We start from the raw sequence: 22,060 nt of genomic DNA, 5'->3' as shown, positions 1-22,060 counted from the left end.
TCTCACCTTTTTGAGGTTAAAAGTAATTAGCGCCATCGAAGTCGAGAACGATTGTATAGTTTTTCATGTTGATACGATTCGATAATTGATGCGCTGCTTTTTCAGCTTGTTGTGCTTTCAATCGATATTCTTCTGGATCAAACAATGCTACACGATAAATCGTAGTCGATTCGGCAAAACCATATTGTATTTCTTCTTTACTCGCTAAAGAGAATTGTTTATAGTAAGAAGACTTTGCACGCAATTGGATAGCTAGTTCAATGGCTTCAACTAATGGCAGTTGTTGGTTTTCAAATTCTACTGTATTTGTGCTGTTTGCTACATAGATGAGATAATCTAGTTTGCGTTGATCTAGTCTAACTTGTTCCATCTCGGCTTCTACGTCTTGTAATGTTCGGCTAATTATTGGACGTGGTGCACCTTTTTCAATCGTTATGAAAGCCACTCGTTGGGCTTCTGTTTCGAGTTCACGTATTTGCTTGGATAGAATACTTTTTAATTTAATGCCTTCGGCTAATGTAATATTCATGATTCCACCTCTTTTGTTAGGATAAAGTTAGGATTTTGACTATCCACTACAGAACTATGATAGTCACCACCGTTTATGCTAGTGAACATTTTACCACAAGCTTCGACTAGTTGTTGAGCCTTTTCTTGTTCCAATGAAGGATGAATGAAAAGCAGTTGTATAATGTTTTCAGTTTCCTCAGTTACGGCCGTTCGTATAGAATCGACATATGGGCTACCAAATGGACTGTAACCGTCGCTTAGGAGTAAGATGTTTTCAAAGGTATTGAATTGATTATTCAATCCTTCGTAGCCGTCCTCAGCGCTGCCGACAGACAACAAAATATCTCCCGCTATTTTGTCAGCATCGTAAATAACTGTTGGGATTTCGTATTGCAGGGAAAAGAACGTGTTCAGATCTTCTGCACTATGGAAAGAAGAAGTATAGTGTCGATCTTTGATCTGCTGTAAGAGTAATTGAAGAGCTGGTGGCTTAGTCGAAAGGTCTGCACCAAGAGTTGTCCAGATGGATTGCCATTCTGCTAGACCTTTGAAATCTGCGAAGTCTTTGTCAAGTAGTTCGAAATATAATTGTTCTTGAAATAATTGTAGTCGTCCTTTTAGCATCTGAGGTGATGCAGAGACGATTGTTTTGTTATAATAGATTATGCCTAATTTAAAATCAGGGATTTTCGCGAATATAGAAGAATTAACAGTAAGTTGCATCAGTACCACCTGCTTGTAATTTTACTTCATCTTATCATAAGGGAGGCGGAGAATGGTGAATGTCGCTCAGTTACAGCAAGAAATACAAACGTTTGCGGCGTCCATTGGAATAGATAAAATTGGTTTTACGACGGCAGCTCCGTTTATGAAATTGAAAGATCGTCTGAAACAACAGCAACGATTGAACTATCAATCCGGTTTTGAAGAGCCGGATATAGAGAAACGAACAGAGCCTTTATTATTGCTAGATCAAGCAGAGAGTATTATTGCTATAGCCGTGGCGTACCCCTCAAAAATGTCAGATAGTCCCCGTGGGAAAAAAGGGGAACGTCGTGGTATGTTTTGCAGGGCTTCTTGGGGTGAAGATTATCATACCGTGTTGCGTGACAAACTAGCACAGCTTGAATTATTCATTCTTACTAAGGTACCAGATGCGCGACTTCGTTCCATGGTAGATACAGGAGAGCTTGTAGATCGTGCAGTAGCAGAACGTGCAGGCATCGGTTGGTCAGCTAAGAACTGTTCGATCATTACACCGGAGTTCGGATCTTATGTTTACTTGGGTGAGATGATTACGAATTTGCCGTTTGCACCAGATGAGCCGATGGAAGATCAGTGTCTAGATTGTAATTTATGCTTGGATGTCTGTCCGACAGGTGCACTTGTACAACCAGGACAATTAGATGCCCAGCGTTGCATTGCATTTTTGACACAAACAAAGAAACCTGTACCTGAAGAGTTTCGACATAAGATCGGAAATCGATTGTATGGATGTGATACGTGCCAAACGGTTTGTCCGAAAAACAAAGGAATGAATCACACACACCAGCTGGAATTCACACCTGAGCCGGAGCTTGTGAAACCTTTGCTGCTGTCACTATTGACCTTATCCAACCGACAGTTCAAAGAGCAGTATGGCTATATGTCAGGCTCTTGGCGCGGAAAGAATCCAATTCAGCGAAATGCATTGATTGCTTTGGCGCATTTCAAAGACGAATCAGCGATACCTGAATTAACGAGATTGTTAAAAGAAGATCCGCGGCCAATGATTAGAGGAACAGCGGCTTGGGCACTTGGTGAGATTGGAAAGATAGAAGCGCAAGATGTGCTGACTGAAAGTTTGGTTACGGAAGAAGATGAGTTTGTCGTAAGTGAAATTACACAAGCTATGAAACAGCTCCACATAAATTGAAAGAAGGTAGTAAGATGACGATTCACGTTGCATTATTCGAACCACAAATTCCGGCAAATACAGGGAATATTTCACGTACTTGTGCGGGAACCGATACAGCTCTCCATTTAATAAAGCCACTTGGTTTTTCTACTGAAGATAAAATGTTAAAACGGGCGGGCTTAGATTACTGGGAACATGTTGACATTACGTATCATGAAGGAATTCAGGAGTTTATAGACGCGTATCCGGAAGGCGAGTTTTATTTTATTACAAAATTCGGAGAGACGAGCTATGATACGTTTGATTACTCGGATACTAATAAGGATATTTTCTTTGTGTTTGGAAAAGAGACTACCGGCTTGCCGAATGAAATTACGGAGAAATATAAAGAGAGTTGTTTACGCATACCGATGAACGATGAGCACATCCGTTCATTGAACTTGTCAAATACGGCTGCGATCCTCATTTATGAAGCACTTCGTCAACAGAAATTTGCACATTTAACATAATGCATAAAAAAAGGGGATTGGCTCATAGCCAATCCCTTTTCTATTTACTTCATTTGGTTCGTTTTTGATTCGCCTGGCTTGTTATCGTATCCGCCAGTCAAGATTGCAGATAAGAATGCAAAACAAACGGCCATAATTAGAATTAGTCTCATTGTTTGTACCTCCTATGAAATCAATAGTCCTTTGTACAGTATACCGTAAAAATTATATAAATGAAATAATCTTCGTCATTTTATGTGACAGGTTCCTAACAAATCTTAGTGAGGCAGGAATAGTAGCTGATAGGCGAATAGTACCGCGAAGATATACATCAACATAGGAACTTGCTTACCCTTGCCCTTTGTAATTTTCAATAACGGGTATGTGATAAACCCGAGTGCGATACCAGTCGCAATACTTGAGGTAAGCGGCATCGTCAAAATGACAAGAAATGCAGGGAAAGATTCGTCGAATGAATCCCAATCGATATTTTTCACTGCGCCGATCATCAAACTACCAACAATAATCAAAGCAGGTGCCGTAATAGCCGCGACACCAGACAAAGCACTGACGATAGGACTGAAAAATGCTGCGGCTATGAATAGCACTGCAACTGTTAAAGTAGTCAACCCTGTACGACCACCTACAGCTACGCCAGACGACGATTCAACATAAGCCGATGTAGGGCTAGTTCCGACCATTGAGCCGACTGTGGCGGCTACTGAGTCAGCTAGAAGCGCGTGGCGTGCACGAGGTAAAGAATTACCTTTCATGAGTCCAGCTTGCTTAGCTACTCCAATCATCGTTCCGGTTGTATCGAATAAAGTAACAAGTAAAAACGACAGGACGACACCGTATAAACCGTATGAAATAACATCTCCCATTGCCAGTACTGGATTCCATACAAGAATACCTTCAGGAAGGTGAGGTATTTTCATAACCCCATCGAATTGTAACTGCTTGGTGAAAAATGCGACAAGGCCTGTTGCAATCATTCCAATGAATATAGCGCCATAGACGTTGCGGTTCATCAAAACAATCGTCACGAGTAATCCGAACAAGGTCAGTAGTACGGCAGGCGAGGTGAGTTCCCCTAGCTGCACGATATTGGACTCATGCGGAACGACTAATCCTGATAATCGCAGGCCGATGAATGCGATAAATAGTCCAATTCCGGCTGTGATCCCATGTTTAAGGTTTTCGGGAATTTCTTCAATTAGTTTTTCTCGGAAAGAAGTCATCGATAATAATACAAAGATGAGACCTGCAATAAATACTGCAGAAAAAGCCGTCAGATAATCTAGTTGACCGTCCGATCCGATAACGACAGAAGCAAAGTACGCGTTCAATCCCATACCGGGTGCAATGGCGATAGGATAATTTGCAAATAACGCCATCCAAAGCGTACCGATGACAGTGGCTATAATAGTGGCTAAAAAGACTTGATCAAACGGAACTCCGGCCTCGGATAAAATAATAGGATTGACGATGACAATATAAACCATCGTTAGGAAAGTAGTCATTCCCGCCAGAAGTTCTGTTTTGACAGTCGTTTGATTTTTCTTTAATTGAAACACAGTGTATTCTCTCCTTAAATTACGAACATAGTAAAGACCATAGACAATAATATTCGTTTTTATGAAAGAAATCAACTTATTATATCGAAAATGTATTCGTAAAACCTGTAAAATAATGTACAATTACACTATGAGTTCATAGAGGAGGAGTTATTATGTCAACGATTTTTGATCAGATGGTTATACTAGGTAACGGCGTGCAGATGCCGCAGTTCGGTTTAGGTACATATAAGATGACAGAACCGAAGCAAACGATGCAAGCAGTTGAGAAAGCGGTTTCATTAGGCTATCGTGCAATTGATACAGCATCTATTTACGAAAATGAACAAGTTGTAGGTGAAGCAATCCGTAACACGGGTATCGCGCGTGAAGATTTGTTTGTGACATCCAAAGTGTGGAATGACGAACAAGGGTATGATGAAACATTGCGTGCATTCGAGCGTTCATTGACGAGATTAGATATGAACTATCTAGATCTATATTTAACACACTGGCCAGTTACAGGCAGCTATGTGGATACATATCGAGCAATTGAAAGATTATATGATGAAAAATTGATTCGAGCTACAGGCGTTTCCAATCATCATGAAGCCCATTTACGAGAAATATTTGCGATTGCGAATATCCGACCAATGGTGAATCAAATAGAAGTTCACCCGCGTCTAACCCAAGAACCATTGCGCCAGTTTTGCAGCGAGCATCAAATCGCGGTCACTTCATGGAGTCCATTAGCTAGGGGACAAATTTTAGAAGATGCAACACTCATGGCGATTGCTGCACAGCACGGAAAGACTGTTGCGCAAGTCATCATTAGATGGCATATCCAAAATGGATTGATTGTCATCCCAAAATCGATTTCATTTGATCGGATTAAAGAAAATAGTGAAATAGTTGATTTCGAATTAACGCTTTCTGATATGGCATTGATTAATGCATTAAATCAAGATGAACGGACAGGTCAGAATCCAGATTCGTTTTAAATAAATCTGGATAAAAGGGGGAACGTAACGTGGGGATCTTTAGACGACAGCCAGATCGGCGCGTAGTGGAAGAGAAGGTGACGGTACATTCGACACCAGTTGAAGTCGAGCAAGCAGATAACAGCCGATTTAAACAAGTAGAGACAGAATTAACTGCTGCAGTCGCTCAACACGAGAAAGTGAACGCTCAGCACAATGTCTTAGGTGAAGCAGTATCTGATATTGAATCAAGCTTTCATATCATTCAGGAATTAAGTGAGAAAACGACAAAGTCTTCTGCGCAGCTGCATGAAAATGGTCGTTCATTGGAAGAAAAATCATTATACATGGTGAAAGAAGCGGAAAATGGAGCGGAGGATGTCCGTTTAACGGCTCAAGTTATGAATGATTTAGGCACGCATATGGAGAAGTCGGAAGAAAGTATGACGCAATTGAGCGATCGGTCCGTAGAGATTCAGTCCATTGTAGGTGTGATTGAAAACATCGCAGCGCAAACGAATCTGTTGGCATTGAATGCTTCAATTGAGGCAGCGAGAGCAGGAGAGTACGGCAAAGGGTTTTCTGTCGTTGCACAGGAAGTTCGAAAGCTGGCGGAAAGCACGTCTACTAGCACAAAGGATATCCAGCAGTTAACGAATTCTTTAAAAGAGGAGATCTTGCAAGCGCTAGAGGCTACGAAAAAGAGTTCGAAGTTGATTGAACAAGGTGTGGCGGTAAGTTTGCAGACTGCGTCTAAAATTGATCATATTTTGGAGACGGTCCAAGGGAGTCAGGTGGATATTTCTTCTATTGAGAAGATGATTGTGGAACAGAATGAATTATCCGCGCTTATGCAGGTAGAGTTACAGAAAGCGAATTCTTTATTTTCTTCTGCGCATGAGTTGATTGTGGAGCATATTCATGATGCGAAGGAAGTGGATAAGCGCTTAGAGAGCGGGATTGAGCAGTTGCTGGTGAAGTAGTTGAATATGGATGCCTTGGAAGCTACCACTTCCAGGGCATTTTTTTTGCTTCTGCAAATAGTGCTTGAACTTTCTTAAGTTCAGGGCAAGGCAATGGAATGGAGAGTGAGTTTGTGAGTGGTTCGGGATGGAAGCTCCAGTTGGCGGACGCTTTCCTATGGGCCCGCGGTGAGCCAACTGTTCGCTAGTGCAAAGATGTGCTCCTAACGCTTCGCTTTTACTCGCAAAAGCCGTCCTTCGCTACGGCTCTCGCTCTCTTAGTTGTCTCACCTGATCGGGCTGATCCATCAGGAGTCGCCGCCAACTTCCGCTTCCATCCTACTTTGATAGTAGGGGTACTTAAATCGCTCATTGGTGATAGTATGTGAATTATTGTTTTGTTTTAACTTATTTTAATTCAAGTTCTAAAGTTCAAAACCTATTACAAAACTTACTTTAATGCACAATAAAAAGTATCCTCTATTTACTTTGCGAACATAAGCGAAGCGTTGAGAGCACGTCATTGCACTCGAAATCCCCACCCCTAAACCCCCTCTAGCTACTGCAACTTTACTTCTTCTAACGAGAATAGAAAAGAGCTGTCACAAGAAGTCGTAATACTACGATCTCTTGGACAGCTCTGTTTAATTTTATTCAGTTTCGATTACAATCATCTCTGACGTAATAGGATGTGTGAAAGCCACTTTGGAAGCGACTAGCTTATATGGACCTCTGGTAATCGTCTCGTTGCCATACAGCTGATCTCCGACGACAGGGTGACCCATATGTGAGAAATGAACACGGATCTGGTGTGTTCGGCCTGTTTCCAACTGTGCTTCAACAAGAGTTGTATCCGCTTTGCGCTCGAGCACTTTAAAATGCGTGACCGCGGATTGGCCAGAAGGGGATACCCTGCGTCTTGTAGCATGACTGCGGTCTTTACCGATGGGCATGTTGATTGTGCCACGTGGTTTTCTTAGCTGGCCTTCAAGCTCGGCAGTATAATACCGTTCGATTTGATTCTGCTCCAGCATGCGGTCGAATAATGTCTTTGCCAATGGATTCTTTGCAATAAGTAAAACGCCCGACGTATGCTGGTCTAAGCGGTGAATATGTTCTGCATAGCTTCCACCTTTGGCTTCGATATAGCCCATGACTTCATTCATCAATGTGCCGGTCCCTGGCAAGCGTTCTGGGTGTACGGACAGACCAGCAGGCTTGAATACTGCTAGTACATGCTCGTCTTCCCACAGAACGTTTAAGGAGTTTGAAGGTTCCGGTTTATATGAAGACTGTGCGTCATTAAAACCGAAGATTAGTTCCGTCCCTTCAGGAAGGGGTTCCTTCCATTCAACGGGTTGTCCTTCTGTATCTGTTACACTTTTGTCCATACGCATTTGATGGACAGACTTCTTTCCGCCTTGCCATTGTTCTCTTAGTAATTTTTCAATCGTCTCGCCCGGTGTTTCAGTTGTATAATGAAAACTTGTCATCTACGTAGTCTCCTTATTTGCTTTCGAATTCATCAAAAAATGCTCTGATTTGGTCATCAGGTTGTGAACCAACCGTTCTGCCTTGTTCTTTCCCATCTTTATAATGAACGAGAGTAGGCCATGCTGTTACATCGTATTCCTGTTTTATCTGATCGCTGAACTCCAACATATTGTATTGATAGACATGTGCATCATATTCGTCTGCAATTGGCATTAGACGAGGTGTCATATCCATACAATGTGGACAGTCTGGACTGAAGTAATAAACGGTTGTGGGTTCGCCACTTTCAATCTGTTTGAAGATTTCTTCAGGAAGTGCAACGTTCTGATAACTTTCATTGTCTAATAAATCAATTGTAGATTGTTGTAGATTATCTGTGCCGTACGGATTTTTAGCCAGTTTTGTTTCATTGGATTTATTATTGAGGACGATGATCAAAATAAAGATCACGACAATCACTCCACCAATAGCTAATAATTTTTTCAATGTATTTCACTCCTTCGTTTGTTTTAAGAGTACAAGACTTGCGATGAAAATAAAAGCGAATGCTACTAGTGCTAGGAAAGGAATTGTAATGAAACCCAAATAATTGATGTATGCGCCTGTACATGAAACACCACCACATACGGGTGCACTATCTTGTAAGAACGTTAGTTTTTGAATACCGTAGTGATAAAGAGAAATACAACCTCCAATAAATGAAAGTGAGGCAGTAGTCCACGCAATCGTCACGTTTTTTTGTATGAGCGCGAGTAGGCCAATCAATACAATCGGATACATGAATATCCGTTGATACCAGCACATTGTACAGGGGACATAGCCTTTAATTTCAGAAAAATATAAAGAACCGAGTGTCGCGATAAGTGCAACGGACCACATAGCGAGAAGCCAGTTTTCCTGTTTTTTATTCATATAGTCACTCCTTACGATAGGATAATAGATAAAAGCTTTCCCGTTTAGGCGGGAAAGCTTTTATTTTGACGCATCGGTAACTTCATTAGTTGCATGATCGGGGGGTTGTTTTTTGGCTTCCAAGTAAAGAATGTGATTGCCGTCTACTTCTTTGACAGTAAACTCATATCCTTGTTCGATAATCTTCTCACCTTGTATAGCTTCAAAGCGTTGATCCATGAACCAACCGCCGATCGTATCAATGTCATCTTCGAGAATTTCTATGCCTAATGCATGATTGACGTTTTCAATCAGCATTTTAGCGTCTAGAATATAATGATCTGTATCAACTATTTGAAGTTCAGGTAGTTCATCCAAGTCGAATTCATCGCGGATTTCGCCAACGATTTCTTCCAAGATATCCTCGATGGTGACGAGTCCTGAAGTTCCACCATATTCATCTAATAAAATAGCCATATGAATCCGTTCACGTTGGATTTTTAAGAGTAAATCTCCAATTGGGATAGTTTCAATAACGCGAATAATCGGCTGCATATAGTGCATAACAGATTTACTACCGTTCGTCGGGTCTTTAATATACGCAGTCAGTAAATGTTTCATGTTGATCAATCCGATGACATGATCTTTGTCGCCATCGATAATTGGATAACGTGTAAACTGTTCTACTCCTAGTAGTTCAAATACTTCGGATAACGTCATTTCTTTATCGACTGTCATCATTTCAGTTCGTGGCAGCATAATTTCCTTTGCGACTCGATCATCAAACTCAAAAATACGATTTACATATTTGTATTCAGACTGGTTAATTTCACCGCTACGCAAGCTATCGGATAAGATGATGCGCAACTCTTCTTCTGTGTGTCCTACTTCTAATTCGGAAATGGATTTGAAGCCTAGCAATCGTGTAACAAGACGTGCCGATCCGTTCATCCCTTTAATGATCGGGTACATGAGACGGTAAAATACATTCAGTGGTACGGAAAGGGATAGGGATAATTCTTCCGCCTTGTGCAATGCGATGGTCTTTGGAGCTAGTTCTCCTACCACGACATGCAAATAGGTAACAATCGCTAAAGCGATAGTGAAGGAAAGAATAGTTTCGACATTAGCATCCAAAGTAAACGTATCGAAAACTGGAGCCAACATCATACGTACTGTTGGTTCCCCAAGCATACCTAGGCCAAGTGCCGAAATCGTAATTCCGAGCTGACAAGCAGATAAGTATTCATCTAAATTATCGGCAATTTTTTTTGAGAGAACCGCGCGTTGATTACCTTCGTCGATCAGTTGGTCGAGACGTGATGAGCGGACTTTCACGATTGCAAATTCACACGCAACAAAAAAAGCGGTGACTGCGATCAAGGCAGCAAAAGCTGCCAAGCGTATGGCAATATCCAAATAATAGCTTCGCACTTAACCCAGATGAGGGAAAAGAACAAAGCGTACACCTCCTGTAAAGTAATGTTAGTTATCTTTCATAATAATTTATTTATAGAGAAAATACAATTCGATTTGCTTACAGAATAGAAAAAAACGGTTTAGGGATGCAAAATGTGTCGATCGATAGCTATAGATAAGAAGAGAAGTGCTACAGCTAGTAACTATTTTTGTTTTGTTAATACGCTGAAGAAATTAATAAAAGACTGAAGACCAAGTCCTTTTAAAAGGGATTAGTCTTCAGTCTTAGGACATGCATTTACTCGCCGTATTGTGGCTGGGTTTCCTTAAAGGCGTTTTGCTCGTTGGGGATGCGGCTTTTGTCTTCGAAGACGTTTTCGGTTTTTTCGTTCTGTACCTTTAGACGCTCTTTTTCCAATTGCTTTTTGCCTTTTGATTGTTCTCTGCCCATAAAAGCACCTCCTCTAGTTAAAGGATGGTCGATTTAGGATGGTCTCATTCATAAACGTGGAAAGTCATGAGATCGTGCACCATTTTGAGAACATTTTCTTCGTCAGGTGGCGTGCCGTTTGTCCAGTTGACCGTGCCGTCTTTGTGGTAGTCACCTTTGTATTGCTTGTTTTGGTAATAAAATGAGATCGTCCATCCAGGCAAATCAGTGTCCGCGAACATCTTTTTATGGTTGAAGTGTTGTAGCATCTTGTTTTCTCCTTTATGGTTCCATTAGTGATATCCTGTCCGCTCGTTTCATAAACTGACCAAAAGGAACGAAAGGATGAGTGTGTGTTTGTTACTCAACTACGCAATGCGGTAGAGGAAAAGTATAAAACGTATTTTTATTATAAGTCCATGTATCAGCTGACGAATGATTTGCTATGGCAGGAATTCATTCGCCACGCGTATGAGGATGAAAAAAGTCATTATGAGATGTTCCAGCAATTGTATTATATTCTAACAAACGAGTTTGTGCCGAATCCGAAAAAGCCGGCGCCTTGTACTAATTTTAAAGAGTCAGCTAAAAATGCGCTAGTTTTCGAACTCGAATCAGTAGAGCAATGTAAAGAATTGTTTTTGACCATTCCTTCTGAAGAGGCATATGATCCGATTTTTATCGCTTTACATGATGATATGGAGCATGCGATTCGAATGTCTACCATATTTAATGGAACGAAGTAATTCACACGTCGAATGAAAAGTCTTTAAAATACTTGGCGCCTTCAAGCATCCGAACGCCATACCAGAACATTTCGCCGTCAATTAGCTGAATCGCTGAATCGGGTAGCATTTCTTGGAACTGCACTTGCTGTTTTTCTTTAAATGGATAAGGTTCAGATGACAGCAATACTAAATCGAGATTTGCTTCTTTAAATTGTTCTTCCGTTACTACTGGATAGCGGTCAGCTGATTCAGCAAAGGGCGTGATGAAGCCAAGTTTTTGCAACAACGAATTGATGTAGGTATCCTTACCCGCAACCATATAGGGCTTTCGCCAAATAACGTAGGCAACTCGCGCAGCAGGGAGAGTAGGAAGTTCTGAAAATGCTTGTTTGATTTCAGAAACGAGCGATTCCGACTGTTGCTCGCGATCTGTCAATGCTCCCATATCTGTAATCATTCGATAGGCATCTGGAATGGTTTGCACTTCCGCTACATATACAGGATAGAACTCGGCAAGCGTTTCAACCATCTCTTTTGTATTTTCTTCTTTTTCCATAATAATCAAATCAGGTTGTACTTCATGTATCATGTCCAACTTCAGATCTTTCGTCCCTGCTACAGCTGGAACACTTTTTGCATGTTCTGGATAGATACAATATCGTGTGCGTCCGACAATTTCATTTTCCAAACCAATTCCGAATAATGTTTCTGTAATACCTGGACATAAGGTAACGATTCGTTTCGGTGGAAAATTATAAACAACGGTTCTTCCCAAGTGGTCAATCAGTTCTTTCTTCAATGAAATAAGTACCTCCTTTATTGTTGTGAACAATCTAATGGTTATAGTTCATAATACTCTACTTGCAACGTACCTGAACGGCAATCAAATGTAAAGTCAGGAATCTTCGCCTCTAATTGCTTTTCATTCAGCGGGTTTTTGTTATAATTGGAACGAAGACCACGTGGAATTAGGTGAAGCGATTGAAAATAGTGTTAACTATTTTGTTCATGGCGTTTATTGGCGCATTGATCGGTGGGGTAACGAATCATCTGGCGATTAAGATGCTGTTCAGACCACATGAAGCAAAATACATTGGAAAAACCCGATTGCCATTTACACCCGGCTTGATCCCGAAACGCCGAAATGAATTGGCAACGCAGCTTGGAAAAACGGTAACAAATTATTTGCTGACACCTGACCTGTTCAGGAAAAAGATGTTGACGCCTGGAATGGAAAAGCGTGTAGAAACGTTTATTCAAAGTAAAATGGATAAATATGTACTGCAATCAGATAAAACATTGAGCGACTGGCTCGAGCTTGCAGGTGCTCAAGCACTTCCTGAGCAAGTCGAAGATAAGTTAGTCACATTGATCGATCAGCAGCTATATGATATGAAGGTAAAAGTAACAACAGGTACAGTGGAAGAAGTCATGCCGCTTCGTTGGCAACAACAAATCGAAGAAAGAATTCCTTTAGCTTCTGATTTTGTATTGCAACGTGCAAGTCAATTTGTAGATTCGGCAGAAGGAAGACAGACATTCCAAAAGCTGATTGATGACTTCTTGGCTTCAAAAGGGACATTCGGCGGTATGCTCAATATGTTTTTTGGAGAATCGGAATCACTTGTCGGCAAGGTTCAGCGAGAAGCACTTCGATTTATAGAAGCTCCTGGAACAAAAGATTTATTGGATCAACTGATTTGGAAAGAGTGGCAGAATGTCCAGCAGCAACCGATGGAACAGTTGACGTCTGGCTTTGACTTTGATAGTGTTTTTGCTTCAGTAAGAAAATATGCACTGGATCAATTGGCACTACGAGAAAGACTAGATCACAGCTTGTCACATTACTGGCCACAAGGATCTACTTGGACGGCTGCTAATGTAACACCACAGATTGTCAGCTTTTTATTCGCTCAGGCAGAGTCGCAGCTTGAAGAATCATTAAAGAAGTTAAAACTCGATGAAATGGTGAAAGAGCAAGTAGACACGTTCCCAGTGGCAGTACTAGAAGATTTGGTGCTGGGGATTTCACGCAGAGAGTTTAAGATGATCACGGTTCTAGGCGCATTTCTTGGTGGGATCATTGGAATCGTGCAAGGAATTATTGCACTTACACTAAATGGATTGTAGGAGGAGATAGTATGTCAGTAAATATTTATGATGATATGAACAAATTGGAATCTACTTTGCGCAAGACAGATGAGTATGTAGCGGTGAAAACAGCGATGGCAGAAGTGAAAAGTGACGAGCAAGCACGTGCATTGTTCGAAAGCTTCCGTGAAATCCAAATGAATTTGCAACAGAAGCAAATGGCAGGCGAAGAGATTGAAGGAGATGAGCTTGAGCATGCACAGAAAACAGCACAACTCGCTCAGGAAAATCCGAAAATCTTGGCGATGCTTACTGCTGAAATGAAACTAAGCGAATTGATTGAAGAAGTAAACCGTGTAGTATTGAAACCCATTCAAGATTTATACGAAGGATTTAATTAATAGATACATCTAAACCGGCCTTGGCCGGTTTTTTTTAACAGATGGAGAGTAGGAGAAAACGATGCAGCAATTACTAGTAAAAGAACAATTCCCCCAAGATTGGATTCGAATGTTTACGCACTTAGCCAATTTATTTTTTGAACAGTCTAAAATTGTTATAGATCATGCAGAAGATACAGCAATTACTCTTCAGTTTAATGAGGACTATGGAGAAACGCCTAACATCACCGCGGATATTCAGTGGAATGGTAAGCACTTCACATCTCGTTTTATGGAAGAGATAAAAGAAACGGAAGAACGTCAACAATTACGTCAGCGTAAAAGAATGTATTCCCACGTGTTGCTTGATGTATTGGAACAAGCAACAGGAATGGATCAAGAGTGGGGTATTTTAACAGGAATCCGTCCTACTAAGTTGTATCATATGTATCGCCAAGATGGTCACACCGTTGATGAAGCGAAGCAATTACTTCAGCAACGTCATCGTGTATCCGTACGAAAAAGTGAATTAATTGCAGAAATTGCAGACGTTCAGTTGAATGCGTTACCTGATTTGTATTCATTAAAAGAAGAAGTGAGTATTTATATCGGCATTCCGTTTTGTCCGACAAAATGTGCGTATTGTACGTTTCCTGCCTATGCCATTCATCGCAAAAGCGGGCGAGTGGAAACATTCCTCGATGGCTTGCATGAAGAAATGCGTGCAATGGGTAAATGGCTGAAAGAACATGATATTCGTATCACGACAATTTATTTCGGTGGAGGAACACCCACATCTATTGAAGCAGAAGAAATGGACGCGCTTTATCAAACGATGATGGACTCATTCCCTTATATGGAACATGTGCGTGAAGTGACAGTGGAAGCCGGACGTCCTGATACGATTACAGTACCTAAGCTTGAAGTATTAAAGAAGTGGGGGATCGATCGAATCAGTGTCAATCCGCAGTCCTATACGGATGAAACATTGAAAGCTATCGGTCGTCATCACACTGTACAGGAAACAATCGATAAGTATTGGTTGTCTCGAGAGCAAGGAATGCGCAATATCAATATGGACTTGATCATCGGTTTACCGAATGAAGGTCTGGAGGAATTTGAGCATTCGCTCGCTGAAACAGAAAAGATGCAACCTGAATCATTAACGATCCATACGTTGTCATTCAAGCGTGCTTCTGAAATGACACGCAATAAAGACAAGTATCAAGTGGCGGATCGTGAAACAGTAGGAAAAATGATGACGCGTGGTGAAGAATGGTCTCGCGCTAACGGCTACATACCGTATTATCTTTACCGTCAGAAAAACATTTTAGGGAATCTTGAGAATGTCGGGTACTCGAAACCTGGCGAAGAGAGTCTTTATAATATTTTGATCATGGAAGAAGCACAGACCATTATCGGTATGGGTTGCGGAGCATCGAGTAAGTTTATGGAACCGGCAACAGGCAAGTTGACGCAATTCCACAATCCGAAAGAACCTGGGGCTTATATTTTAGGATTTGAAGAAGCGATCGATAAGAAAATAGCGTATTTGGAAGAGTTATTCCCAGCTACGCACCCCCTCAAGTAATACGGATATCCCTAACGCAAAAGTCGTTGGGGATATTTTTTTGTGAAAGTTATGCAAATGATCAGCCAATTGTGTATAATGTAGTGAATGAACAACCATTCATTCAAAGGGGGAATTAATTTTGACAAAACAGATTGAAGTAGAAGTTGAAGGAAGATTAGCAACCGTAACTTTTAACCAGCCTGAAGTAATGAACGCGATGGACGGAGTCATGATGAAGGATCTGGCAGATATTGTGGATCAACTAAAGAATAATTCATCCGTGCATGTTGTATTATTTAGAGGAGCTGGCCGCGCATTTTCTGCTGGCGGTAACGTTAAAGCTATGCTAGATCCAAATGGTCCGATGAAAATGGAAGATGTTATGGTCGACTTATCGAGATTGGCATTGGCAATGTACAGTATGCCTCAAATCACTATTGCATCCGTACATGGTGCGGCAGCGGGATTAGGATGCAGTATTGCCATTGCATGCGACGTCGTCATCGCGGAAGAATCAAGTAAAATCGCCATGAACTTTATTGGAATCGGACTTGTGCCAGATGGGGGAGGTCACTTCTTCTTGAAAGAACGCGTAGGTACTGCAAGAGCTAAACAACTCATCTGGTCGGGGAAAGTACTCGACGGAAAAAGTGCTATGCAAATTGGACTCGTCGATGAAGCGGTAGCGGACGGAGAAGCATGGAACACGGCACAACAACGTGCCCAAGTCATTTTACATTCGCCAACAGCTTCCATGATCGCATCAAAGAAAATTCTTCATGCAGAAGGTATTGCAAAGCTCGAGCAAGTATTGAAACTTGAAGGTGAAGCACAATTAGCTATGCGCTTAACAACTGACCATCGTGAAGGCGTTCAAGCATTCGTAGGGAAAAGAAAACCAAACTTCACAGGTCAATAAAAGACATGAAGAAGACGCGCTATGAAAACTGCGCGTCTGGTGTATATCTATAACTGTTATTAAAAAATTATTGATACTTAGCGGCTGTTTCTCTCCAAGAGAAATAGCCTTTTTCTATGGCGCGCAATAGTAACTCTGCTGAAGCCAAGTTCGTAGCTAGCGGAATCCCATAGACATCACATAATCGAAGTAAAGCACTGACGTCCGGCTCATGTGGTTGAGCTGTAAGCGGATCACGGAAGAATAAAACCAAATCAAGCTGTCCGGTCGCAATCATGGCACCGATCTGTTGATCGCCACCAAGCGGTCCTGAATTCAGTCGTGTAATGGATAGATCTGTTTCTTCCATAATGCGTAATCCTGTTGTGCCCGTTGCATAAAGGGTATGTTTAGCAAAAATCTGCTCATAAGCAATGGCGAAATTGACCAATTCAGCCTTTTTTTCATCATGCGCAATCAAAGCAATGTTCAAACGAGTCACTTCCTTCTACGATATCTTAACGACCATAGCGTATCACAAAAAACGTTAAAAATCTTGTGCTTTTTAGTATAAGTTTAAGTAATTCTATCCGCAAACAAAAGTCCCTTGATGATCTGTAAACAGTTCATCAAGGGATAGTAGTTGGATATTACTTCTTGTTTTTTAATTTTTCCAATAGATTTTCAACTTTCTTTTGTAGATCCTCGGTTTCTTCTTGTAAGATACGAACTTTATAATGCGCGTCCTCGATGAAGAGTTCTACTACATCCCCTTCAGTCAACTCAGCAGATAGTTCAGTTACAGGAATCACAAGTTCTTTCTGCTCATTCTCATAATACAAAAAGACATAAAAACCGTCATCAATTCGATCTAATGTGTATCGTTGACCTTTTGTCATCGTTCGCATGCCCACCCATCTTTATCTCGATCATGCTTACTAGCATATGCCGGATGACCTTTTTTTACACCGTTTGGATAGGATTTTCGCATCTCGGTACAATTCTTGAATGAAGTAGGCGCACCCGGTATGACGTACAACCCTGAATTGACATCTGGTTTAGGGTTAGGCTTTGGTACAGGCTTAGGATCAGGTTTTGGTACGGGTTTAGGGTCAGGCTTTGGTACAGGCTTAGGAACTGGCACGGGTTTTGTCAGTGATGTAGTAACAGAATGGGCTGTGCCGTTCGTAGTCACTGTAATCGTACCTGCAGTTTCCGTAGCATAGGATTTTATACTCGCATCTTTTAAACGTTTGACGGTTTCTGCATGTGGATGTCCATATATATTATTTTTCCCATAAGACAATATGGCGGCCTGTGGCTTCACAGCTGCAAGAAAATCAGCAGAAGTACTTGTCCGTGAACCATGATGACCTACTTTCAAATACGTGCTCTTTAGATTAGATTGACCAATCATTTCTTTCTCTACACGTTCATCCGCATCACCTGTAAATAAGAAACTGACATTGTCATACGCTAGTCGTGTGACAATGGAAGCGGCGTTATGATCAATTGCTCGGTCATCTGTGTGCAGTACATTCAGTTTAATCGCAGGGTCGAGAGCGATTACGTCACCTGTTTGTGCTACTGAGAATGGGATATTCTTTTTGTCGATTAATGTAAGTAAATTAACATATGTTGCAGTCGTATGAACATTCCCACTGTCGATAAATTGTTTTACTGTAAAAGTGTTAAGGACTTCTTCAAAACCACCAATATGATCAGCATGTGGATGTGTAGCCAGCGCGATGTCTAACGTTTTGATATTTCGAGATTTCAGGAAGGCAATGACTTTAGGTGCGTCGAGCGCAGTTCCCGCATCAATCAACATATTTTTGCCGTCTGGCGATTGGATCAGAATAGAATCCCCTTGACCCACGTCGATGAAGTGAACTTGCATATTTGGCATCGGCTTAAAACTCGGATTCATCATTCGCGCCATAAAGACTGCGAAATGTTGTCTCGTCAATTTATTATTCGGTCCGAATGAACCATCCAAATAGCCTGTAGTGATATTTTCAGAAGCTAAGACACTGATATCATCTTTAAATCCATTTAGATCACTAACATCTGTAAAGTATACATCTTTGGTTTTAGGTAACTGATAGCCTTGAACTAAGATTTTTGCCATTTGTCCGCGTGTCAACGGAGCCGAAGCATCAAAGTACTTTGAACCGTTTGTATGGGTCTTTCCAGATATAAAACCTAATTGCACGGCCTTTGCAACTTTTTCATAGCCGTGATTCCCTTTCTTCAAATCAGTGAAGCCAGGGTCTGGTGCTGTGAAATCAGTAATCTGTTTTTCTCGCAAAATCATAGTAACAGCTTGTAAGCGAGTTAGATTGTCTTTCGGTTTAAATGTTCCGTCTGGATATCCTGTAATGATTTTTATATCCGTGAGAAATTGGATTTCATCCGTATATTGTGAAACGTCTGGAAATCCTTTAGCAAAAGCTTGTTGCTGCGGAAATACACCGAGCATCAGTACCACGATAAATAATGAATACAAAATCTTCTTCAAATCTGTTCCTCCTAGTTTTCTTGCATTTCGTGCATGAAATAGTATCTCCCTTATGCTTAAAACGTGCAAGAGTACTAGGGTAGCAATTTATGTATAGGAAGAATTGAGCAAAAAAAAGACGAAATCTCTTGTGAAAAGGAGATTTCGTCGTGTAATTACGTATGGAATAATAATAGTTTCCCAAGTGGAGAAGCCAAGCGATGTGTTCGGTCAAGCAGATCTTTTTCGATCAGCATCTGATTACCTTGTTCTTTTGCTGCGTCATCTGATTCTGCAGAGAAGGTCTCTTCTGTAATGAGTGAACCGTTTTTTTCGTAAGCAGTAAGTTTGTAAGTTTTCATCATATCGCCTCCATAAACCTTTTATTCAGTATACTATGAATCACGTCAAATGAATAGCTATTCATAATATTGAAAGCATAAAAGATTCTTCATGTTAAACTTTAGTAGAAGAATATTTATAATTTTGAAACATATTTTCAATTGAATCGTATAACAAGATAATGAGATTACTAAAGGGGATGATGTGCGTGACCTTAGAATTAGAACAAGTGACTAAACAGTTTGGAGATTTTACAGCTGTGGACCAGCTGTCATTGACAGTAGAAGAGGGGACAATGTACGGTTTCCTCGGAGCAAACGGTGCTGGGAAGACGACTACGTTCCGAATGATCCTCGGATTATTAACTCCGACAGAAGGAAATATTACTTGGAACGGACGCACCATATCCTATGAAACGAGCCCGCTCATCGGTTATTTGCCAGAAGAACGTGGCCTGTATCCAAAAATGAAAGTGCTAGATCAGTTAATCTTTCTCGGACAGTTGCGTGGAATGAAAAAGTCTGCTGCGAAAAGTTCGGCACTTCAGTGGTTGGATCGTTTTGAAGTACCGCAAAATACGAATAAAAAAGTAGAAGAGTTGTCTAAAGGTAATCAACAGAAAATACAAGTTATCGCAGCATTATTGCACGATCCTAAATTGCTGATCCTTGACGAACCGTTCTCAGGACTAGATCCAGTAAATGTCGAGATGTTGAAAAAAGCGATAGTGGATTTCCGCAATAACGGAGCAACGATTTTGTTCTCCAGCCACCGTATGGATCATGTGGAAGAGTTATGTGAGCAACTCAGTATTATTCATCATGGCAAACAACTAGTCAGTGGAAAGTTGCGTGACGTTAAGCGTTCGTTCAGCAAACAGAATGTCCGGATTCGTTCAGACTTCCCCCTCACTGAGCTAGAGGGCTTTGAAGGAGTTACGACTGCTCATTATTCTTTGGAAGGTGCAGTTTTTCAGGTAGAAGATGAACGAGTGGCACATGCGTTGTTACAAGCAGCATTGCAAAAAGGGCCAATACGCCATTTCGAAATAGAAGAACCATCTTTGCAAGATATATTCATTGCGAAAGTGGGGAAAGAGCATGCGTGAATTTTGGATTATTTTTAAACAAAGTTTCTTGACCAAAGCTAAAACGAAATCATTTTTCATTACAACGCTCATCATGGTAGCGGGTATTTTTCTCTTTGCGAATTTGCCGAGCATTATAGACAAAGTCGGTCAGTTAATGGGGAGCAGTGAAGATGAACGTGTACTAGTCGTAGATGAGAGTGGGGTATTGTTTGACCGGTTGCATGAACAACTTCAGCAAAATGAACAAGGAATTTCATTGGAGCTGACAGAAGACTCGCAAGATCAGTTGGCAGAGCAAGTGAAATTGGAAGAAATCGCTTCGTTCATGGTATTGAGTTTTGATAAAGATCAAACTATCCAAGCATCTTATACAACAGGTAGTTTGGTAGATCAATTTTTGCCTTCAGCTCTACAAGATGCATTGCAAAATATTCAAACGCAAGTGAAAGCTGAACAGCTGTCTTTATCGGGCGAACAAGTTTCTGAGTTGTTTGCGCCGATTCAATTTGAAAAGCATAATATTTCAGAAACAGCAAAGTCAGAAGAAGAGCTGAACCAAGCTCGAGTCTTAGTGTATGTATTAATGTTCGTCATTTACTTTGCGGTGATCATTTATTCTTCGATGATTGCGACGGAAGTAGCTACGGAAAAATCATCACGTGTAATGGAAATTTTGATCTCAAGCGTATCACCTGTTAAGCATATGTTTGCGAAAGTGCTTGGAATCGGATCGCTCGGGATTGCGCAAATTCTAGTCTATGCCGTATCAGGGTTTTTGGCTTATAAACTATCATCTACAGGAGAGGAAAATGAACTATCTGCATTCTTCAGCCTGGAAAACTTGCAAGTTAGCACGCTGGTTTATGCTGTCATTTTCTTCTTGCTAGGCTATTTCCTTTATGCCACTCTAGCGGCGCTACTTGGCTCATTAGTAAGCCGGACAGAAGACGTACAACAGATGATTATGCCGATGTCGTTACTCGTCGTGGCAGCTTTCATTATCGCTGCAACGGGACTTGGGAATCCAGAGATGGGCTATTTGAAAATTGCTTCCTTCATCCCATTCTTCGCTCCACTCGTCATGTTCTTGCGGGTTGGTATGCTCGATTTACCGTTGTGGGAGCCATTGCTTTCGATCGGTATCATGCTAGTGACGATCTTCATCCTTGGCTGGTTCGGTGCGAAGGTGTACCGTGGCGGTGTGTTGATGTATGGGCCGTCTCGTTCGCTTAAGGATTTGAAGAAGGCTATACAGCTTGGAAAGGAATAGGTTTAGGTGAAGAGTGTCCCTTGAAGTTACAGTGCTTCTTGGGATACTTTTTTTATGTGGATTTAAGTTTGAGTTCAAGTTCAAGTTCGAGTTCAAGTTCAAGTTCAAGTTCAAGAGTAAGGGGAGTTAGTGAGTACAAGGGATGGAAGCTCCAGCTGGCGGACGCTTTCCCATGGGCTCTCGGTGAGCCAACCAGGTCGCAAGCTCCCTTTTGGTTGTCTCTCCTTTCGAGCTGATCCTGCGGGAAGAGCCGTAACGAAGAACGGCTTTTGCGAGTAAAAGCGCAGCGTTAGGAGCACGTCTTTGCACTTCGCCACCAGCTTCCGCTTCCATCCTACTTATTGAGTGGAGGTACTTATATCACTCATTGTAAGTAGTGTGTGAACTGTTGTTATGCCTAAACTTATTCAAGTTCAAGTTCAAGTTCAAGTTCAAGTTCAAGTTCAAGTTCAAGTTCAAATTCAAGTTCAAGTTCAAGTTCAAGTTCAAGTTCAAATTCAAGTTCAAGTTCAAGTTCAAATTCAAGTGTAAGTGGAGTTAGTGAGTACGAGGAGACTCAAG

26 protein-coding genes are annotated in these 22,060 nt (G+C 41.2%); 12 read left to right on the top strand and 14 right to left on the bottom strand.

The genetic code is table 11. The features are described from left to right. Positions 1-16: 16 nt before the first annotated feature. Together SporoP32a_RS05595 and SporoP32a_RS05590 are read right to left on the bottom strand one after the other, a co-directional pair. Positions 17-532 (bottom strand): hypothetical protein, encoded by a 516-nt coding sequence (locus SporoP32a_RS05595; RefSeq protein ID WP_099693742.1) that lies wholly within the window; start codon positions 530-532, stop codon positions 17-19. After that, on the bottom strand, positions 526-1,233 hold the full coding sequence (locus tag SporoP32a_RS05590) for a B3/B4 domain-containing protein (RefSeq protein WP_085427011.1): 708 nt from the start codon (positions 1,231-1,233) through the stop codon (positions 526-528). Before SporoP32a_RS05590 ends, SporoP32a_RS05595 begins: the two co-directional genes overlap by 7 nt. Positions 1,234-1,288: 55 nt before the next feature. Between SporoP32a_RS05590 and queG the strand changes: the two genes are divergently transcribed. Next, positions 1,289-2,425: a tRNA epoxyqueuosine(34) reductase QueG gene (gene queG / locus SporoP32a_RS05585; protein WP_085428998.1), complete on the top strand. Its 1,137-nt coding sequence runs from the start codon at positions 1,289-1,291 to the stop codon at positions 2,423-2,425. Positions 2,426-2,439: 14 nt separating this feature from the next. After that, positions 2,440-2,916, top strand: coding sequence for a tRNA (uridine(34)/cytosine(34)/5-carboxymethylaminomethyluridine(34)-2'-O)-methyltransferase TrmL (trmL, locus tag SporoP32a_RS05580; RefSeq protein ID WP_085427010.1), 477 nt, complete (start codon positions 2,440-2,442; stop codon positions 2,914-2,916). A gap of 257 nt (positions 2,917-3,173) precedes the next feature. Here the strand turns inward: trmL and SporoP32a_RS05575 are convergent, their stop codons facing one another. Then, complete coding sequence (locus SporoP32a_RS05575; RefSeq protein ID WP_085427009.1) at positions 3,174-4,472, bottom strand: NCS2 family permease; 1,299 nt, start codon at positions 4,470-4,472, stop codon at positions 3,174-3,176. Between the two features lie 155 nt (positions 4,473-4,627). On the opposite strand from SporoP32a_RS05575, the gene SporoP32a_RS05570 reads away from it, so the two are divergent. Beyond that, entirely contained in the window at positions 4,628-5,452 is an 825-nt protein-coding gene (locus SporoP32a_RS05570) for an aldo/keto reductase (RefSeq protein WP_085427008.1), read from the top strand. A gap of 29 nt (positions 5,453-5,481) precedes the next feature. Beyond that, positions 5,482-6,414 carry a methyl-accepting chemotaxis protein gene (locus SporoP32a_RS05565; protein WP_085427007.1) on the top strand — a complete coding sequence of 311 codons (933 nt, stop codon included), beginning with the start codon at positions 5,482-5,484 and terminating at the stop codon, positions 6,412-6,414. 629 nt (positions 6,415-7,043) lie between these two features. Here SporoP32a_RS05565 and SporoP32a_RS05560 read toward each other — a convergent pair. The 6 genes from SporoP32a_RS05560 to SporoP32a_RS05540 all read right to left on the bottom strand — a co-directional run bounded on the left by SporoP32a_RS05560 (position 7,044) and on the right by SporoP32a_RS05540 (position 10,896). Beyond that, positions 7,044-7,886 carry an RluA family pseudouridine synthase gene (locus SporoP32a_RS05560; RefSeq protein ID WP_085427006.1) on the bottom strand — a complete coding sequence of 281 codons (843 nt, stop codon included), beginning with the start codon at positions 7,884-7,886 and terminating at the stop codon, positions 7,044-7,046. 13 nt (positions 7,887-7,899) lie between these two features. After that, positions 7,900-8,373 carry a thioredoxin family protein gene (locus SporoP32a_RS05555; protein WP_085427005.1) on the bottom strand — a complete coding sequence of 158 codons (474 nt, stop codon included), beginning with the start codon at positions 8,371-8,373 and terminating at the stop codon, positions 7,900-7,902. A 6-nt stretch (positions 8,374-8,379) separates the two neighbouring features. After that, complete coding sequence (locus tag SporoP32a_RS05550; protein ID WP_085427004.1) at positions 8,380-8,799, bottom strand: disulfide oxidoreductase; 420 nt, start codon at positions 8,797-8,799, stop codon at positions 8,380-8,382. A gap of 60 nt (positions 8,800-8,859) precedes the next feature. After that, positions 8,860-10,197, bottom strand: coding sequence for a hemolysin family protein (locus SporoP32a_RS05545; protein WP_198166264.1), 1,338 nt, complete (start codon positions 10,195-10,197; stop codon positions 8,860-8,862). A gap of 298 nt (positions 10,198-10,495) precedes the next feature. Then, on the bottom strand, positions 10,496-10,648 hold the full coding sequence (locus SporoP32a_RS16715) for a hypothetical protein (protein ID WP_157129929.1): 153 nt from the start codon (positions 10,646-10,648) through the stop codon (positions 10,496-10,498). Positions 10,649-10,692: 44 nt separating this feature from the next. Beyond that, positions 10,693-10,896, bottom strand: coding sequence for a DUF5342 family protein (locus SporoP32a_RS05540; protein WP_085427003.1), 204 nt, complete (start codon positions 10,894-10,896; stop codon positions 10,693-10,695). Positions 10,897-10,980: 84 nt separating this feature from the next. Between SporoP32a_RS05540 and SporoP32a_RS05535 the strand changes: the two genes are divergently transcribed. Then, positions 10,981-11,373: a ferritin-like domain-containing protein gene (locus tag SporoP32a_RS05535; protein ID WP_085427002.1), complete on the top strand. Its 393-nt coding sequence runs from the start codon at positions 10,981-10,983 to the stop codon at positions 11,371-11,373. Between the two features lies 1 nt (position 11,374). Here the strand turns inward: SporoP32a_RS05535 and SporoP32a_RS05530 are convergent, their stop codons facing one another. Then, the gene (locus SporoP32a_RS05530; protein ID WP_085427001.1) at positions 11,375-12,154 is read right to left on the bottom strand and encodes a helical backbone metal receptor; all 780 of its coding nucleotides are present in this window, start codon (positions 12,152-12,154) and stop codon (positions 11,375-11,377) included. A gap of 209 nt (positions 12,155-12,363) precedes the next feature. Between SporoP32a_RS05530 and SporoP32a_RS05525 the strand changes: the two genes are divergently transcribed. The 4 genes from SporoP32a_RS05525 to SporoP32a_RS05510 all read left to right on the top strand — a co-directional run bounded on the left by SporoP32a_RS05525 (position 12,364) and on the right by SporoP32a_RS05510 (position 16,318). Continuing rightward, positions 12,364-13,485, top strand: a complete 1,122-nt coding sequence (locus tag SporoP32a_RS05525; protein WP_198166226.1) for a DUF445 domain-containing protein — start codon at positions 12,364-12,366, stop codon at positions 13,483-13,485. Positions 13,486-13,496: 11 nt separating this feature from the next. After that, the gene (locus tag SporoP32a_RS05520; protein ID WP_085426999.1) at positions 13,497-13,847 is read left to right on the top strand and encodes a YlbF/YmcA family competence regulator; all 351 of its coding nucleotides are present in this window, start codon (positions 13,497-13,499) and stop codon (positions 13,845-13,847) included. Positions 13,848-13,908: 61 nt separating this feature from the next. Then, positions 13,909-15,417: a coproporphyrinogen III oxidase gene (locus SporoP32a_RS05515; protein ID WP_085426998.1), complete on the top strand. Its 1,509-nt coding sequence runs from the start codon at positions 13,909-13,911 to the stop codon at positions 15,415-15,417. A gap of 118 nt (positions 15,418-15,535) precedes the next feature. Further along, positions 15,536-16,318, top strand: a complete 783-nt coding sequence (locus tag SporoP32a_RS05510; RefSeq protein WP_099625558.1) for an enoyl-CoA hydratase — start codon at positions 15,536-15,538, stop codon at positions 16,316-16,318. A gap of 67 nt (positions 16,319-16,385) precedes the next feature. Here the strand turns inward: SporoP32a_RS05510 and mgsA are convergent, their stop codons facing one another. The 4 genes from mgsA to SporoP32a_RS05490 all read right to left on the bottom strand — a co-directional run bounded on the left by mgsA (position 16,386) and on the right by SporoP32a_RS05490 (position 19,162). Further along, positions 16,386-16,790: a methylglyoxal synthase gene (gene mgsA / locus SporoP32a_RS05505; protein ID WP_085426996.1), complete on the bottom strand. Its 405-nt coding sequence runs from the start codon at positions 16,788-16,790 to the stop codon at positions 16,386-16,388. A 157-nt stretch (positions 16,791-16,947) separates the two neighbouring features. Continuing rightward, positions 16,948-17,196, bottom strand: coding sequence for a DUF3006 domain-containing protein (locus SporoP32a_RS05500; protein ID WP_158232686.1), 249 nt, complete (start codon positions 17,194-17,196; stop codon positions 16,948-16,950). After that, on the bottom strand, positions 17,193-18,818 hold the full coding sequence (locus SporoP32a_RS05495; protein ID WP_085426994.1) for an S-layer homology domain-containing protein: 1,626 nt from the start codon (positions 18,816-18,818) through the stop codon (positions 17,193-17,195). The genes SporoP32a_RS05500 and SporoP32a_RS05495 overlap by 4 nt, the downstream gene beginning before the upstream one ends. Before the next feature lie 155 nt (positions 18,819-18,973). Next, on the bottom strand, positions 18,974-19,162 hold the full coding sequence (locus tag SporoP32a_RS05490) for a YhzD family protein (protein ID WP_420542307.1): 189 nt from the start codon (positions 19,160-19,162) through the stop codon (positions 18,974-18,976). Between the two features lie 185 nt (positions 19,163-19,347). On the opposite strand from SporoP32a_RS05490, the gene SporoP32a_RS05485 reads away from it, so the two are divergent. The 3 genes from SporoP32a_RS05485 (at position 19,348) to SporoP32a_RS16710 (ending at position 22,030) form a co-directional block, all read left to right on the top strand. Continuing rightward, on the top strand, positions 19,348-20,247 hold the full coding sequence (locus SporoP32a_RS05485) for an ABC transporter ATP-binding protein (RefSeq protein ID WP_085426992.1): 900 nt from the start codon (positions 19,348-19,350) through the stop codon (positions 20,245-20,247). Then, positions 20,240-21,499, top strand: coding sequence for an ABC transporter permease (locus SporoP32a_RS05480; RefSeq protein WP_085426991.1), 1,260 nt, complete (start codon positions 20,240-20,242; stop codon positions 21,497-21,499). The genes SporoP32a_RS05485 and SporoP32a_RS05480 overlap by 8 nt, the downstream gene beginning before the upstream one ends. A gap of 393 nt (positions 21,500-21,892) precedes the next feature. After that, positions 21,893-22,030, top strand: coding sequence for a hypothetical protein (locus tag SporoP32a_RS16710; RefSeq protein ID WP_157129928.1), 138 nt, complete (start codon positions 21,893-21,895; stop codon positions 22,028-22,030). Positions 22,031-22,060: the final 30 nt, after the last annotated feature.

The organism is Sporosarcina ureae, from assembly GCF_002109325.1.
GTDB classification, from domain to species: domain Bacteria; phylum Bacillota; class Bacilli; order Bacillales_A; family Planococcaceae; genus Sporosarcina; species Sporosarcina ureae_C.
Note: the sequence above shows the minus strand (reverse complement) of the source record. Positions and strands in the feature narration are given on the sequence as shown.

Excerpts from the sequence above, each read along its gene's own strand:
- SporoP32a_RS05590 (WP_085427011.1), bottom strand. The coding sequence starts at position 1,233 with ATGCAACTTACTGTTAATTCTTCTATATTCGCGAAAATCCCTGATTTT.
- trmL (WP_085427010.1), top strand. The coding sequence starts at position 2,440 with ATGACGATTCACGTTGCATTATTCGAACCACAAATTCCGGCAAATACA.
- SporoP32a_RS05570 (WP_085427008.1), top strand. The coding sequence starts at position 4,628 with ATGTCAACGATTTTTGATCAGATGGTTATACTAGGTAACGGCGTGCAG.
- SporoP32a_RS05560 (WP_085427006.1), bottom strand. The coding sequence starts at position 7,886 with ATGACAAGTTTTCATTATACAACTGAAACACCGGGCGAGACGATTGAA.
- SporoP32a_RS05550 (WP_085427004.1), bottom strand. The coding sequence starts at position 8,799 with ATGAATAAAAAACAGGAAAACTGGCTTCTCGCTATGTGGTCCGTTGCA.
- SporoP32a_RS16715 (WP_157129929.1), bottom strand. The coding sequence starts at position 10,648 with ATGGGCAGAGAACAATCAAAAGGCAAAAAGCAATTGGAAAAAGAGCGT.
- SporoP32a_RS05540 (WP_085427003.1), bottom strand. The coding sequence starts at position 10,896 with ATGCTACAACACTTCAACCATAAAAAGATGTTCGCGGACACTGATTTG.
- SporoP32a_RS05525 (WP_198166226.1), top strand. The coding sequence starts at position 12,364 with ATGGCGTTTATTGGCGCATTGATCGGTGGGGTAACGAATCATCTGGCG.
- SporoP32a_RS05520 (WP_085426999.1), top strand. The coding sequence starts at position 13,497 with ATGTCAGTAAATATTTATGATGATATGAACAAATTGGAATCTACTTTG.
- SporoP32a_RS05515 (WP_085426998.1), top strand. The coding sequence starts at position 13,909 with ATGCAGCAATTACTAGTAAAAGAACAATTCCCCCAAGATTGGATTCGA.
- SporoP32a_RS05500 (WP_158232686.1), bottom strand. The coding sequence starts at position 17,196 with ATGACAAAAGGTCAACGATACACATTAGATCGAATTGATGACGGTTTT.
- SporoP32a_RS05490 (WP_420542307.1), bottom strand. The coding sequence starts at position 19,162 with ATGATGAAAACTTACAAACTTACTGCTTACGAAAAAAACGGTTCACTC.
- SporoP32a_RS05480 (WP_085426991.1), top strand. The coding sequence starts at position 20,240 with ATGCGTGAATTTTGGATTATTTTTAAACAAAGTTTCTTGACCAAAGCT.
- SporoP32a_RS16710 (WP_157129928.1), top strand. The coding sequence starts at position 21,893 with ATGCCTAAACTTATTCAAGTTCAAGTTCAAGTTCAAGTTCAAGTTCAA.